Source organism: Arthrobacter sp. Rue61a, assembly GCF_000294695.2.
In the GTDB taxonomy this organism is placed as follows: domain Bacteria; phylum Actinomycetota; class Actinomycetes; order Actinomycetales; family Micrococcaceae; genus Arthrobacter; species Arthrobacter aurescens_A.
In genome coordinates this window covers 675098-689042 of the sequence record NC_018531.1, presented here as the reverse complement: position 1 = coordinate 689042, position 13945 = coordinate 675098, and the positions used below count along the sequence as shown (strand labels likewise).

The 13945-nt window shown below is 62.6% G+C and carries 12 protein-coding genes; 5 read left to right on the top strand and 7 right to left on the bottom strand.

Annotated features, from left to right (window positions below; translation table 11 throughout):
* Positions 1-23 precede the first annotated feature (23 nt).
* The 3 genes from ARUE_RS03330 to ARUE_RS03320 are packed head-to-tail and all read left to right on the top strand — an operon-like array spanning position 24 to position 3008.
* A complete protein-coding gene (locus tag ARUE_RS03330; protein WP_014920718.1) occupies positions 24-977 on the top strand; it encodes a carbohydrate kinase family protein in 954 nt (317 codons plus the stop codon).
* Positions 970-2472: a glycoside hydrolase family 32 protein gene (locus ARUE_RS03325; protein ID WP_014920717.1), complete on the top strand. Its 1503-nt coding sequence runs from the start codon at positions 970-972 to the stop codon at positions 2470-2472. The genes ARUE_RS03330 and ARUE_RS03325 overlap by 8 nt, the downstream gene beginning before the upstream one ends.
* Before the next feature lie 5 nt (positions 2473-2477).
* Positions 2478-3008, top strand: a complete 531-nt coding sequence (locus ARUE_RS03320) for a GNAT family N-acetyltransferase (protein ID WP_011773443.1) — start codon at positions 2478-2480, stop codon at positions 3006-3008.
* A 10-nt stretch (positions 3009-3018) separates the two neighbouring features.
* Here ARUE_RS03320 and ARUE_RS03315 read toward each other — a convergent pair whose 3' ends face one another.
* Complete coding sequence (locus ARUE_RS03315; RefSeq protein WP_014920716.1) at positions 3019-5154, bottom strand: amylo-alpha-1,6-glucosidase; 2136 nt, start codon at positions 5152-5154, stop codon at positions 3019-3021.
* A complete protein-coding gene (locus tag ARUE_RS03310; protein ID WP_011773441.1) occupies positions 5151-6206 on the bottom strand; it encodes a glycosyltransferase family 4 protein in 1056 nt (351 codons plus the stop codon). Before ARUE_RS03310 ends, ARUE_RS03315 begins: the two co-directional genes overlap by 4 nt.
* Before the next feature lie 147 nt (positions 6207-6353).
* Between ARUE_RS03310 and ARUE_RS03305 the strand changes: the two genes are divergently transcribed.
* The gene (locus ARUE_RS03305; protein ID WP_011773440.1) at positions 6354-7052 is read left to right on the top strand and encodes a DsbA family oxidoreductase; all 699 of its coding nucleotides are present in this window, start codon (positions 6354-6356) and stop codon (positions 7050-7052) included.
* Positions 7053-7149: 97 nt separating this feature from the next.
* On the opposite strand, the gene arfA is transcribed toward ARUE_RS03305, so the two are convergent.
* The 5 genes from arfA to ARUE_RS03280 form a co-directional block, all read right to left on the bottom strand.
* Positions 7150-8688: an arabinosylfuranosidase ArfA gene (gene arfA, locus ARUE_RS03300; protein ID WP_011773439.1), complete on the bottom strand. Its 1539-nt coding sequence runs from the start codon at positions 8686-8688 to the stop codon at positions 7150-7152.
* A gap of 49 nt (positions 8689-8737) precedes the next feature.
* A complete protein-coding gene (locus tag ARUE_RS03295; protein ID WP_011773438.1) occupies positions 8738-9640 on the bottom strand; it encodes a carbohydrate ABC transporter permease in 903 nt (300 codons plus the stop codon).
* 2 nt (positions 9641-9642) lie between these two features.
* Entirely contained in the window at positions 9643-10563 is a 921-nt protein-coding gene (locus ARUE_RS03290) for a carbohydrate ABC transporter permease (RefSeq protein WP_011773437.1), read from the bottom strand.
* A 36-nt stretch (positions 10564-10599) separates the two neighbouring features.
* Positions 10600-11934: an extracellular solute-binding protein gene (locus ARUE_RS03285; protein ID WP_014920715.1), complete on the bottom strand. Its 1335-nt coding sequence runs from the start codon at positions 11932-11934 to the stop codon at positions 10600-10602.
* Between the two features lie 185 nt (positions 11935-12119).
* Positions 12120-13121 (bottom strand): LacI family DNA-binding transcriptional regulator, encoded by a 1002-nt coding sequence (locus tag ARUE_RS03280; RefSeq protein ID WP_043469753.1) that lies wholly within the window; start codon positions 13119-13121, stop codon positions 12120-12122.
* Positions 13122-13228: 107 nt separating this feature from the next.
* Between ARUE_RS03280 and ARUE_RS03275 the strand changes: the two genes are divergently transcribed.
* Positions 13229-13915, top strand: coding sequence for a TetR/AcrR family transcriptional regulator (locus ARUE_RS03275; RefSeq protein WP_014920713.1), 687 nt, complete (start codon positions 13229-13231; stop codon positions 13913-13915).
* Positions 13916-13945: the final 30 nt, after the last annotated feature.

Below are 13945 nucleotides of genomic sequence, written 5' to 3'. Positions count from 1 at the left end.
GCGCCCACCACGAAGGATCATCAATGCACAGCCGCCCTGTCCCCTCCTGCCCTGAAACGGACGTCGTAGTCGTTGGCGAAGCCCTCATCGACGTCATTGACACAGCGGCAGGAGCCGTCGAGTTCCCGGGCGGTTCCGGGCTCAACGTTGCCTTCGGGCTCGGTCGCCTGGGTATCAGCACTGCGTTTCTCACAGCATTGGGCAAGGACCACCGCAGCGCGCGGATTCAGGAGCACTTGGCGAGCGCTGGCGTGTCCATGATGCCGGGAGCCGAACACCTCCCCAGGACGTCAACTGCCAGGGCGATCCTAGACAGCAAAGGCTCCGCGGAGTACGAGTTCGACTTCCAGTGGGATCTCCCCGCTATCAGTCCGACGTTCCTCCCGAAGGTACTGCACACAGGGTCTTTGGCCGCGTTCATGGAGCCCGGGGCAACTCAGGTCCGCTCCGTCCTGGAACTGTTCTCCGGCCGCTGCACCATCACCTACGATCCCAATATTCGCCCCACGCTCCTCCCGGACCACGCTGCAGCCCTGCAAACCTTCGAGCGCACCGCGGCACTGGCTACCGTGGTGAAACTCAGTTCGGAAGACGCCCTCTGGCTCTACCCACGGTGGTCTCCTGCCGCCGTCGGGCGCCACCTTCTTGGCCTGGGGCCGGAAGCGGCCATCATCACCGATGGCGGGTCAGGGTCCTATCTATGGTCCAAGACCGCCGAGGTCCATGTGCCGGCGCCAGCTGTGGCGGTTAAAGATACTGTCGGCGCGGGCGATTCCTACATGTCCGCCCTGATCGCAGGACTGGTGGAGAACCCGCAGGCCGTTTTCGACGACGCCGACCTCACCGGGCTGGGAACGGCGGCTTCCCTCGCTGCGGCCATCACCGTGGGACGGCACGGAGCCAACCCGCCAACGCGGGCCGAACTGAGCGGATCGCTGGAACTGGCACACACTTCCCGAAAGAACTCCAATGACTGATACAACCACTCACCCTGCCGGTGCCGCCCAACTTATGAGCCGGCCCGCACTTCACTACACGGCCACCAACACCTGGCTGAACGATCCCAATGGGCTGGTGTACTACCAGGGTGTTTATCACCTCTTCTACCAAAACAATCCGTTCGATAACGTCTGGGGCAACATGTCCTGGGGTCACGCCACCTCAGAGGATCTACTGCACTGGACGGAACACCCGGTTGCCATCGCCTGCGACGAGCAGGAGGACGTGTTCTCCGGCAGCGTGGTGGTGGACGAAGATAACACGTCCGGTTTGGGCACACTGGAGAACCCTCCGCTGGTTGCCATCTACACCAGTGCTTTCAAGGAAGGCTCAGGGCTGCAGGGGACCCAGGCACAGTCGCTCGCCTTCTCCACCGACTCGGGCATGACGTGGCAGAAGTACGCGGGCAATCCTGTCCTCAACCGGGGCTCGGCACATTTCAGGGATCCCAAGGTGTTTCGCCATGAGGGATCCGACGGTGCTTTCTGGGTGATGGTTGCGGTGGAGGCCCAGCATCAGCAGGTTGTCCTGTACCGTTCCGACGACCTCAAAGCATGGGAGTACCTGAGCACGTTCGGCCCCGCCAATGCCACCGGCGGCGAGTGGGAATGTCCTGATCTCTTCCCCCTTCCCGTGGACGGGGATCCCCATCAGCTCAAGTGGATCCTGGTGGTCAACATCAATCCCGGTGCCGTGGCCGGCGGTTCGGGAGGGCAGTACTTTGTGGGCCACTTCGATGGCGTCCGATTCATCGCTGATCCCGATTCCCTGGTTCAACCCAGTGCAGACGGAACGGTGAACCTCCCGGATTGTCTTTGGCTCGATTGGGGCCGCGACTACTATGCGGCCGTCTCTTTCAGTAACGCTCCCAACAACCGCCGGATCATGATCGGATGGATGAACAACTGGGATTACGCCAACTCCCTCCCAACGCAGCCGTGGCGGTCAAGCATGTCACTGGCACGGGAGGTGGAACTGACCACGATCAATGGACTACCCCGCTTGGTCCAGCGCCCTGTTCTGTCCCCAGGTTTCGGGAGGAACATCCACACCGTGCAGGACATGGAGGTTGGTTCTTCCCCTCTAGCCCTGCCGGACTTTGACACCGCCCAAGTGATCGATGCCGACATCCTGCCGGGTACGGCCCGGGTTGTCTCGTTGACACTTTTCGGGGCCACCCGCCTCAGTTTCGATGCCGCCACTCACCAGCTCACCTTGGATCGCCGAAACTCCGGTCACACCACATTCCACGAAAAGTTCGCTTCCACTGAATCGGCACCTGTGGTTCTGGAGGACGGCATCCTGAGGCTCCAAGTGATCGTGGACCATGGCTCCGTGGAGGTCTTCGCCCAAGGCGGCAAGGTTGCGTTGACCGATCTCGTGTTCCCCGGCCCAGGGAGCGTGGGCACCGAACTGAGTGCGGAGGGTGGCACAGCAACAGTACGGAAACTTACCGTCTCGGCCGTATCCTGACTCCTATGACCGAGACCATCCGCACCGCCACAACGCACGACGCCGGGAAGCTGGCTGAGCTTGCTGCCGTCACCTTCCCGCTGGCGTGCCCGCCGGGCGCCTCACGGGCGGACATCCAAGCGCACCTCGAAAAGACGTTGAGCGAAGCCAACTTCACGGACTACCTCGCCGATGCGAACATCACCATCCTGGTGCTCGACGACGGCGGGCAGCTCAACGGGTACACCATGCTGGTTGCCAAACCGGCCAGCGACCCCGACGTCGCGTCCGTTCTCTCGGCGCTCCCCTCCACGGAGCTGAGCAAGTGCTACGTCCACCCCGAGCACCACGGCAAAGGCGCTGCATCGCGACTCATCAGCGCCTCGATCGCTGACGCTGCAGATAAAGGTGCGTCAGGAGTCTGGCTCGGCGTCAACAGCGAGAACGCGAAAGCCATCCGTTTCTACGAAAAGAGCGGTTTCCAGCGGGTGGGCACCAAGTCGTTCAAGCTCGGCGACTCCGTAGAGCACGACTTCGTGATGGAGCACGCGCTCTAATAAACAGGAACTAGCCGAACAAGTCCCCCGTCAGTGGCGGTCGAGGATCGGAGCGCAGTTCAAGCCCGGCCGGTAGCCCACTTACCGTACCGGACGAACCGGAGGCTTGCACAGTGATCCGCGAGCGCCCCAGCAGCACGTTCTCCGCTCGGAACGACCCGTAAGCGTCCGGCAGGATCGGCGCCAGGTGCAGCACGTTCCGGGTGAAATCCGGGTCGAACCGCAGCAGGATCCGGGCGAGTTGAACGGGTGCCGCAGCCGCCCACGCTTGGGGGGAACACGCCGTCGGGTACGGTACCGGCTCCGCAAAGTCGCCACGGTCAAAGCCGCAGAAAAGCTCCGGAAGCTGACCGCCGAAGTGTTCGGCGGCGTCGAACAGTCCGCTCGCAACCCGGCTGGCTTCCTTCACGAAGCCGTACCGCATGAGTCCTGTGGCCACGAGCGCGGTGTCGTGGGGCCACACCGAGCCGTTGTGGTAGCTGACGGGGTTGTACGCGCCCATGTCGGACCCCAATGTCCGGATGCCCCACCCGGTGAACATCTCCGGGGACATCAGCCGCTCGGCCACCAGCGGTGCCTTGTCCTCGTCCACGATGCCCACCCACAGGCAGTGCCCCATGTTGGACGTGCAGGAGTCCACGGGCTTCTTGTCCTTGTCCAGCGCCAGCGCGAAATAGCCCTGATCGGGGAGCCAGAACGCCTCGTTGAAGGCGGCTTTCAGTGTTTCGGCGCGGTCGGCGCAACGGCGTTCGACGGCGGTATCGCCCGCCGCGCGGGCCAGCAGGGATCGGCCTACGTAGGCTGCGTAAGCGTAGGCTTGCACCTCGCAGAGGGCTATTGGCGCTTCCGCCATCCGGCCATCGGCGAAGTTGATGCCGTCCCAGGAGTCTTTCCAGCCTTGGTTGATCAGTCCGTGCTCGTTGGGCCTTTGGTATTCGATGAAGCCGTCGCCGTCGCGGTCTCCGTACTGTTCCAGCCATTCGATGGCACGGTCCGCGTGCGGGAGGAGGGAGTCGATGATGTCCGAGCCGAGGCCCCATCTGCTGAGCTCGCCGAGCGTGGAGACGAACAGGGGTGTCGCATCTGCGGTTCCGTAGTACGCGGTCCCGCCCAGCGAGAGCCCGGCGGTCACGCCGAGACGGACCTCGTGAGGAATGCGCCCGGGTTCTTCCTCGGAATCTATGTCCACTTTGCTGCCTTGGAGCGCGGCCAAGGTCTGCAGCGTTCCGGCCGCCAGACGCGGGTCCACCATGAGTGACATGTAGGACGCAAGGAGGGAGTCGCGTCCGAACAGTGCCATGAACCAGGGCGCTCCGGCCGCCACCGCCACCCGGTCCGGATGCTCGGGATCAAAGATGCGCAGCGAGCCCAGGTCGCGTTGGCTGCGCTCCAGGACTTCCTCCACGTTGGCGTCCGTCACGGCGATCCGGGGAACATGCTCTTCCCAGGCGACGTGACGGCGGACGCCCGGGGTGTGGTGCAGCGGCGTGGTCTCGGTGAAGGGATCGTTGGGCCCCTTTCCGTTGACCAGGGGAAGGGCGATGATGCTGGTGGACCATTGGCTGCGTGCGGGGATGCTGATGTGGAACCGCAAGCCGTCGTTGGACACTTTGGCGCCGGAGGCCCGGAATGCCACTCCCCTGCGTTGGCCGCTGGAGTGGAGCGCATCGATGTGGAGCTCCTTCTTGTGCGCCTTCTTCAGGGGGGTGGCGGCTTTGTTGGTACGGCCTCCTTTGACGTCGAAGAGGTCGGCGAGGTCGGCGTCGATCAGCAGTTCAATCTCGCACGGGGCATCCTGTCCCGAGTAGTTCCGGATGGTGATGTCGTCCCGGAGGCCCGCCCCCACGTGCCGTTGATGCTGGACTACCAGCGGACTGTCGAACCTGCCGTCAGCTGAGCATGCCCGGCCGACGTACTCAGCCTGGAACGCGGTGGGATTCCGAGCTACCAATGGCTCCCTGAGCGCCCCGTTGATCCGTAGGATCCAGCGCGAAACGATCCTCGTGTCCTGGTAGTAGGCGCCTTGGGAACCGCCTCCGTGAATGTCACCCGAGTGCGAGGAGATACAGAAGGATGAACCTTCCACGACGGTGACGGCACCCAGCTCTGACGCCCCGGCTTCGGTGTCTTCGTTCCAAGCGGTCATGGCCGGAAGGCCTCCTCGGGAGTCTTGCTTGAGGGCTTGAATTGTTTGATCACCTTGGCGTAGAGGTCCAAGTGGTCTGCCGCCATGCGTGTGGCGTTGAAATATTCATCCACTGAGCGCCGGCACTCCGCCCGGCTCAGCTGGGCCGCCGCCTCCACGAATCCGGGTAATTCGTCGATCCCACCGAGGTACCCGGTGACGCCATGCCGGACAATTTCGGGAGCAGCACCCATGGGGGTGGCCACCACTGGAGTTCCCGTGGCCAACGCCTCGATCATCACCAGCCCGAACGGTTCGTGCCACTGGACAGGGTTGATGAGGGCTGACGCACCACGCATGAGCTCGTATTTTTCCGGATCGGAAAGCTCACCGAGCAATTCTTCCTGCGGCCCGAGGACTGGCTGGACCATGTCCCGGAAGTACTCTTGCTCATCCTTGGCGTGCATCTTGGCTGCGATGCGCAGTGGCACTCCGGCTTCCCGGGCAACAGCCACCGCCTCCAAGAGTCCCTTGTCCGGGCACATCCGCCCCACGAAGCACACGTATCCGCCATCCCCTGCTCCGACAGAAACACTGGAAAGGTCGAGTCCATGATGGATGACTGCCGAGATCCGGAGGTCCTGCACCCGGCTGCACTGGTCGTGTGAGATGGCGATGATGGCGGTGTCCTGGGCCATGTCCCGGTACAGTGTTGCCGCCCGTGGCGAGAGCTGCCCGTGAATGGTGGTTACTACGGGAATATCCAGCGGGCGGTGGGCGTACAGCGGGCCGGCCATGGTGTGATCGTGGATGATGTCCACTCCGCCCATATCTCGGTAGGCCTTAATGACATGAGCCAGCTCGCTCAGCGTTAGGCCTACTTCTTCGGGTTCGCTGGGTCCAAAGCCCGGAAGCTGCGGGACAGGGCAGATGCTGTCCGATGCCGCCGCCAACAGAACGTCGTGTCCTGCGTCCACCAAAGCCCGCGCCAAAGCGTCCACGACACGTTCGGTTCCGCCGTATTTTTCGGGCGGCACGGTAAACCAAGGGCCGACGATAAGTCCGATGCGCATGCTAGAGCCTCCGCGCAAAACCCCCAGTCCAAGGGCTGGCTTCTTAACCCGTTTCAAGAATATTGGGCTTCGGGTGGAACAACAACGGGTGAGCAAAATAACAGTCGTGTAAGGAATGCCGGGCTGTCCTGGCAGGTTGTCCAGATCATGAAGATTGAGATCTGGTCAGACGTCGCGTGCCCGTGGTGCTACATCGGCAAGCGCCGTTTTGAGACCGCCCTGGCACAGTTCCCGCACCGCGATTCCGTGGACATCGAGTGGAAGAGCTACCAGCTGGACCCCTCCGTTCCTGAGCACTATGACGGCACGGAATTGGACTATCTCAGCAATCGCAAGGGCATGGCCCCTGAGCAGGTCAAGCAGATGTTCGCGCACGTCACGGAGACAGCTAAGGGCGAAGGCCTGGATTATCACTTCGACAAGGTTGTGGTGGCCAACAGTTTCACAGCCCACCGCCTCATCCACCTCGCGGCATCCCACGGACGCCAGGACGCGGCCAAGGAACAGTTGCTCAGCGATCACTTTGAGCACGGCAAGGACATCGGGAACCAGGAGTACCTCACGGAACTCGGCGCCTCCCTCCAGTTGCCGGCAGATGAAGTCGCCGAGCTGTTCACCTCTGACAAGTACACGGACGCCGTCAACCAGGACATCAACGAGGCCCGCGCCATCGGCGTCACCGGCGTCCCGTTCTTCGTCATAGACCGCAAGTACGGCATCTCCGGCGCCCAACCCGCGGACCTTTTCAGCCAGGCCCTGAACCAGGCGTGGCAGGAAGCCAACCCGCTGATCCCGGTGGGCGCTTCCGATGCCGAGGCCTGCGGCCCGGACGGCTGCGCAGTCTAAGTAGCCCCCGCCGTCGTGCATCAACCCACGTAGGTGACGGCAAACGTCGCAATGAGCGCTCATTGCGACGTTTGCTGTCACTCAGCTGGGTACGCGGCTAGCCTTTCACCACATCAAGCTCGACGACGGCCCAGGACAATGCGGGCAGCGTCAGGCGCAGCTCCGAACCGGTCGCCTTCACACCTTCCAAGGCAGTCAGGCCAACACGGCCCGGCTGATCCTGGGTGTTGATGGTGAGGCGGTCGCCCCCTTCGGGGATTTCGAGGACCTCGGCGCGGAGCACCTGGCGGGCATCGAAACCGCGCAAGGCAACCTCCACGTCGGCAGCCTCTTCCAAGCCGCGGTTCGCGAAGAACAGTGCCACCCGGCCCGTTTCCTCGTTCCACGTAGCGCTGACGTCCACCAGGTCCGTGTCCCCGAAGCGACTATTCGAGTACTTGTCCGAGTCCACCGAGAGCCGCAGGATCTGGCCCTTGGCGAGCTCGGCCATCCGTGCGAACGGGTGGAAGATGGTCTGCTTCCAGGCCGGACCGTTTTCCTCCGACAGGATCGGCGCGATCACGTTCACCAGCTGCGCCTGGTTGGCGATCTTCACACGATCACCGTGGCGGAGCAGCGAATTGAGCAGCGTCCCCACCACCACGGCGTCGGTGACGTTGTACTTGTCCTCGATCACGCGGGGGTGCTCACGCCAACCGGCCTTGATCACGTTGTGCGGCTGGTCTTCGGTGTCCAAGCCGCGCTGGTACCAGACGTTCCACTCATCGAAGGACAAGTTGATGTGCTTCTTGTGCTTTCCCTTGGCACGCACCGCGTCCGCGGTAGCGATCACGGATTCGATGAAGTAGTCGGTGTCGACGGCGGAGGCCAGGAAGCTGCCGACGTCGCCATCGTGCTCCTGGTAGTAGGCGTGCAGGGAAACGTAATCCACTTCGTCGTAGGTGTGCGTCAGGACGGTCTGTTCCCAGGCGCCGAAGGTCGGCATTCCGGAGTTGGAGCTGCCACAGGCCACCAATTCCAGCGAGGGGTCCACAAAGCGCATGGCCTTGGCGGCTTCCTGTGCCAGGCGTCCGTACTCATCGGCGGTCTTGTGGCCGATTTGCCACGGGCCGTCCATCTCGTTGCCCAGGCACCAGAGCTTGATGTTGAACGGGTCTTTGTGGCCGTTCTTGGCGCGGAGGTCGGACCAGTAGGTTCCGCCGGGGTGGTTGGCGTACTCCACGATTTCGCGGGCCGCGTCCACTCCCCTGGTGCCCAGGTTGATGGCTTCCATGATTTCCGTACCGGCTTGCTTGGACCAGTCCACGAATTCGTGCAGGCCGAAGGCGTTGGTCTCCACGGTGTGCCAGGCCCCATCCAGGCGGCGTGGCCTGTTTTCGCGGGGACCGATGCCGTCTTCCCAGTTGTAGCCCGAGACGAAGTTGCCGCCGGGGTACCGGATGACAGTGGCGCCCAGTTCCTTGACGAGCTTCAGGACGTCCTGGCGGAAGCCGTTCTGGTCAGCTTCGGGGTGGCCGGGCTCGTAGATGCCGGTGTAGACACAGCGGCCCATGTGCTCCACGAAGGAGCCGAACAGGCGGCGGGGTACCTCGCCAATGGTGAAGTCGCGGTCGAGGGTGATGCGTGCGCGGGACATGTATCTCCTTGGTTGTGTTCTGAAACTGTTGATAAGTGGAAGGTGCCGGTCAGGTTCCGGCGAGTCCCGTCGTCGCGACGCCCTTGATGATCTGGCGCTGGAAGAACAGGAATACGACGATCAGCGGCAGCGCGGCGAGCAGTGCGGACGCCATGTTCTGCGCGTACTGGATGCCGTAGGCGCTCTTGATGGTTTGCAATCCGACCGGGAGGGTCAGCAGGTTGCCGTCGTTGGTGGCGATGAACGGCCACAGGAAGTTGTTCCACGCGCCGATGAACACGAAAATCGCGACGGCGGCCAGGATGGGCCGGGACAACGGCAGGATGATCTGTGTGAAAATCCTCAAACGGCTGGCACCGTCCATGACGGCCGCTTCTTCGAGTTCGCGCGGGATCTGATCGAAGAACTTCTTCAGCACGAACACCATGGCTGGGTGAATGACCTGCGGCAGGATGATGGCCCACGAGGTATCGATCAGGTTCAGCGCGAGCATTTGGTAGAACAGCGGGATGATCAGGACGGGCGGCGGAATGATGATGGACGCGATGATCGCCGTCATCAGCACCTTCTTGCCCTTGAAGTCGATCCTCGAGAGCGCGTAGGCAACCAAAGCAGAGATCACCAGGGTGATGGCCGTGATGGCCGCAGAGGTGTAGAGCGAGTTCCAGGTCCACAGCGGGATGTTGCCGTCCTGGAACACCTTCACGAACGCTTCGGGAGTAAAGCCCGACGGCGGCAGCCACGTGACGTCCGGGGCTGCGGCATCCGTCTCGGTTTTGAAAGCGGTGGCGGTGGCCCAGCCGAACGGGATCAGCCACAGCACCGCAATGAAGGCAGCGACGACGATGGCGGCGATCCTGCCGACCGTCAGCTTCTTGCGTGGCTGGCGGATCTTGAGGCTGTTGCTGGTGGTTGTACGTGGTGCGGGACGGGTCAGAGTAGGGGTTGCCATGGTTATGCACTCCTGCGACGGGTGATGACGAACTGCATGATGGAGATGACCACGATCAGTCCGAAGAAGATGTAGGAGATGGCTGCCGAGTAGCCCAGCCGGTAACCGGTGAACCCGGTTTCGAAGATGTACTGCACCACGGGCCGGGTGGAACCACCGGGGCCTCCGGCGGTCATCTGGTACACCTGGTCGAAAATCTTCAGTGACGCCAGGATCTGGAGCAGCACGATCATCACGGTGGTGGGGGTCAGCTGTGGGAGCGTGATGGAGAAGAACTGGCGCCATGCTCCGGCGCCGTCCAGCGATGCTGCCTCGTAGTGCTGGGCCGGGATGTTCTGCATCGCAGCCAGGTAGAGCAGGAAGTTGAATCCCACGGTCCACCACAGCGTGGCGATGACGATTGCCCACATGGCCACGTTGGGGTCATTCAGCCAGGCAACCCTGGGGAGCCCGATGCCTGTCAGGAACTCGTTGATCAGGCCAAGCTGCGGGTTGTACATCCAGGTGAAGAACAACGAAACCACCGTGGAGGCCAGGAGGTACGGCGCAAAGTAGGAGAGCCGCCACAGCCACTGGGCCGGAAGCCCGATGTTGAGCAATGCGGCCATGACCAGGGCAACGAGGACCAACGGGACGGTGCTGATGACCGTGAAGTAGAGGGTGTTGCCCAGGGAACGCCACATATCGGCGTCGGCCAGGGCTTCGGCGTAATTCGCGAAGCCAATCAAACTGTCGTTGGCGCCGGTGAGGGACTTTCCCGTGAGGCTCATGTAGAAGCCGTAAATAATCGGCCAGACGAGGAAAACGAGGAAGAAAACAAGGAACGGGGTGGCGAATCCCCAGCCGCTCAGATTGCTTCGGGTGCGGCTTCCGGGTTTGCGCAGGCTCTCCGGCCTCGGCCGGGACAGCGTAGAGGTACTCATTGAAGAACTCCTTTGGTCGCTCGGTACGTGGGCCGGTCAGACCGGGTTGGGACGGGAGAGGAGGGTGTTGGTGCGTTGCTCGAAGGCATCCCATCCTGCGGCTGCCTTGTCCCTTCCAAGGAGGACGTTCTGCACGTTCTCCGCGAAGTAGGTCTGCCAGTCCGAGCCGGAGCCGCTGAACCAGGACTCGGGGTCGTAGGCGATGATGTCCGCCGCGTTGGCGTAGTGGATCTGGGGCGTGAGCTCACGGTAGGCCTGTGATTGGACCACTGGCTGGTAGCCGGGGATGTGTCCCGCTTCTGCCCAGGACAGCGAACCCTTGAGGACGTCCGTGACGAACTTGTAAACGTCTCTGCGCTTGTCCTCGTTGAGGTTTAATTGGCGCGGGAGGACAAAGGAGTGCGAGTCCGCATAGGAGGCCGGGGTCCCGTAAAGAGTGGGAATGGTGGCCGCATCAACGGGTATTCCGGCTTTCTTCATGGTGGGCAGTTCCCATACGCCACTGAACAGCATTCCGGAGCCGCCGCGGGCAAACTCCGCGATGCCTGTGCTGATGTCTCCGGCCTGGGCTGCGATGGTGTCATCAAAGAGGGAGGCCATGAACTCCAGCGATTCAATGGCCGCGTCCCGGTCCACTTTCATGGGCTGGCCCGGTGTCAGTTCCATGTCCACGCCGTGCTGCTTGTAGAGGGTGTAGAACAGGCGCCACATCTGCGAGCCGCTGCCCAGGTAGCCGAAGGATAGGCCGTGGGCTTTGGTCACCTTCTGCATTTCCAGCGCCATGGCTTTGAACTCTTCCGGCGAGCGCACTTCCTGGAGCTGGCCGTTGCTGCCCAAGAGTCCCGCTTTGCCGGCTACGTCGGTGTTATAGAACATGACGAATGGGTGGGAGTCCAGGGCTATGGAGAAGACCTTGCCGTTGTGTTGGCTCTTCTCCCAGATCCTGGGAGCGAAGTCGGAGGCCGTGACGCCATTCTCTGCAAGCAGGTCCAGGTCCCACGGCTCAATGAGTCCACCTGGCGCATACCCGGGAACCCGGCTGGCGTGCATGATGGCTACCTCTGGAGGACGCCCGCCAGCGGAGGCCATGGCCAGTTTGGTGTAGTACGGCGGACCCCATGCAAGCACTGTGGGGTGCACCTTGAAACCGGCATTGGCTTGGTTGGCGCTGTTGATCATGGCCTGCATCTTGATGCCATCACCGCCGGAAAGGAGGTGCCAAAACCCGATGTCCTGCACTGCGGCGGCCTGGGCTGCGCCTCCGCAGCCGGTGAGGCCTGTGGCCAGGAGGCCGCCGCCCAGAAGGGCCGATCCTGTCAATAACTGTCTCCGGGACAACTGTTTCCCGGTCAAAGATTCAAACTGCTTCACCCGTCACTCCTTTGGATGGGTCCGCTGAAAGGTCACTGCTCTACTGCTCAAAGTCCGGCTCCGTTGCGTCCCCACGCTCGGGTAAAGGTTGGCCCGGGGGTGACGCAGGTCTCACATTACATCGATGTAATAGGCAGGGCAAGAGAAAATTGTTAGCGCGCACAATTTAATGCGGGGCTATCGTTTCAGCCCTTGCTGCTGTCCCGTTCCACGATGCTGTAATCGATCTCCACCAAGCGCTGACCGTGGGACCTGTCGGACATGCGTTCGGTCAGCAGGCGCAGGGCTTCCGTGGCAATAGCCCGTTTGTCGAAGGACACCGTGGTCAAGGAAGGTACCGCAAAGCGCCCGTCGATCACGTCGTCGAAACCGGCTACCGCGATGTCATCCGGAACGCGCACTCCCCTCTTCCACAAGGTATTCAGGGCGCCCAGAGCCATGGAGTCGGTGAAACAGAACAGAGCCTCGGGCAGGGGATTCGCGTCCAGATACTCTGCCAGTGCTGAAGCGGATGACGCGGGCGTCCAACTGTCGCAAGAGATCAGCAACGACTCATCCTTGGCAATACCCAGCATCTGGAGTGCGGCCTCGTAGCCGCCCGCCCGCTGGATCGCCGTGGCGGATTGCCTTCCGCGATTGACACCCAGAACCGCAATACGCGTTCGCCCGGGTCTGGCCAGAGCCAGGGTCATGTCCCGCGCCGCCGCGAAGCTGTCCACGAAGACACGGTCGGCCAACTGCTGCTTAACTTCCCCCAGGAGGACCACTGGAGGGAGCGCGACACCCACCTGGACGGCGCTCTCCCTCAGCACAACGGGGTTGAGGATCAGTCCGTCGATGAGGTTGGCACGCGCACGTGTCATCAACTCGTGCTCACGCTGCGGGTCAGAGCCGGTTTCCTCGATCTGCACGCTGAAGCCTTGCTCGTGGGCAACCTCCACAATGCTTTGGGCAATCTCCGCAGAGAAGGGGGTAGCCAGATCCGGCAACGCCAGTCCAATGACACCTGAGCGGCCGTTCCGCAGTCCGCGGGCCGAAAGATTGGGGACGTAGTCCAGCTCCGCCATGGCCTGCTCTACCCTGAGCCGCGTGGGGCCACTAACGGGCACGATCCCGTTCATCACGTTCGATACCGTCTTAGGCGAGACCCCTGCACGGCGCGCGACGTCCTTAACCGTTGCGCGCAAGACGCCCCCTAGATGCTTGTTATGCGTTTGCTGACGATGTTACCGCCCGCCTCGTCAGTCACCGCGTCGGGCACCCGTTTGCTGACAGATCACTGTAAAGTGTCTATATGCCCAGGATCACGGCCGCCACGAATGCTGCCCAACGTGCCGAGACCCAACGTCGGATTCTGACCGCTTTTGGAGAGCTCCTCTTCACCCATGGCCTCCCCGGGCTCACCATGACGGACGTCGCCCGACACGCAGGCGTTGGACGCACCGCGGTCTACAACTATTACGCGGACATGGAACAACTGCTCATCGCGTACGCCTTGGACGAGACCGAGCGTTTCATCGTGGACCTCCGGGATTCGCTGGCCGCCCTGGAAAACCCCGTGGACAGGCTTGCGCTGTATGTTCGCGCCCAGGTGGAGGATCTCAGCCGCCGCCACCTGCCTCCGGGTCCGGCCATGGCCGCGGTCCTCTCCCCCGGGTCCTTCGCGAAGCTCGCAGACCATGTGGGCGATCTCAACGTCCTGCTTCAGGACATCCTCCAGGACGGGGTCCGGCAGGGATACCTTCCGGACATCGACGTCGCCCAGTTGGCGCGGCTCATTCACGGGACACTGTCCGCCAGCGCCGCACGACGCAACCGAACGCCCGACGGCGACACTCCCCCGCCAGCCCCAACCTCCGACGTCGAAGCCCGCACAGCGCAGACAGTGCGGTTCATCCAGTTGGGCGCAGGGGCCCGCTTCGACGAAGCCGGCCGGCCTTTGCGCCTGGAAGAGCCGACCCACGACGCCCTGGCGGGTTGAGCAACCCGTTACAACGGATACCTTCCGATT

Coding starts and splice junctions, on each gene's coding strand:
- ARUE_RS03330 (WP_014920718.1), top strand. CDS start 24: ATGCACAGCCGCCCTGTCCCCTCCTGCCCTGAAACGGACGTCGTAGTC.
- ARUE_RS03325 (WP_014920717.1), top strand. CDS start 970: ATGACTGATACAACCACTCACCCTGCCGGTGCCGCCCAACTTATGAGC.
- ARUE_RS03320 (WP_011773443.1), top strand. CDS start 2,478: ATGACCGAGACCATCCGCACCGCCACAACGCACGACGCCGGGAAGCTG.
- ARUE_RS03315 (WP_014920716.1), bottom strand. CDS start 5,154: ATGACCGCTTGGAACGAAGACACCGAAGCCGGGGCGTCAGAGCTGGGT.
- ARUE_RS03310 (WP_011773441.1), bottom strand. CDS start 6,206: ATGCGCATCGGACTTATCGTCGGCCCTTGGTTTACCGTGCCGCCCGAA.
- ARUE_RS03305 (WP_011773440.1), top strand. CDS start 6,354: ATGAAGATTGAGATCTGGTCAGACGTCGCGTGCCCGTGGTGCTACATC.
- arfA (WP_011773439.1), bottom strand. CDS start 8,688: ATGTCCCGCGCACGCATCACCCTCGACCGCGACTTCACCATTGGCGAG.
- ARUE_RS03295 (WP_011773438.1), bottom strand. CDS start 9,640: ATGGCAACCCCTACTCTGACCCGTCCCGCACCACGTACAACCACCAGC.
- ARUE_RS03290 (WP_011773437.1), bottom strand. CDS start 10,563: ATGAGTACCTCTACGCTGTCCCGGCCGAGGCCGGAGAGCCTGCGCAAA.
- ARUE_RS03275 (WP_014920713.1), top strand. CDS start 13,229: ATGCCCAGGATCACGGCCGCCACGAATGCTGCCCAACGTGCCGAGACC.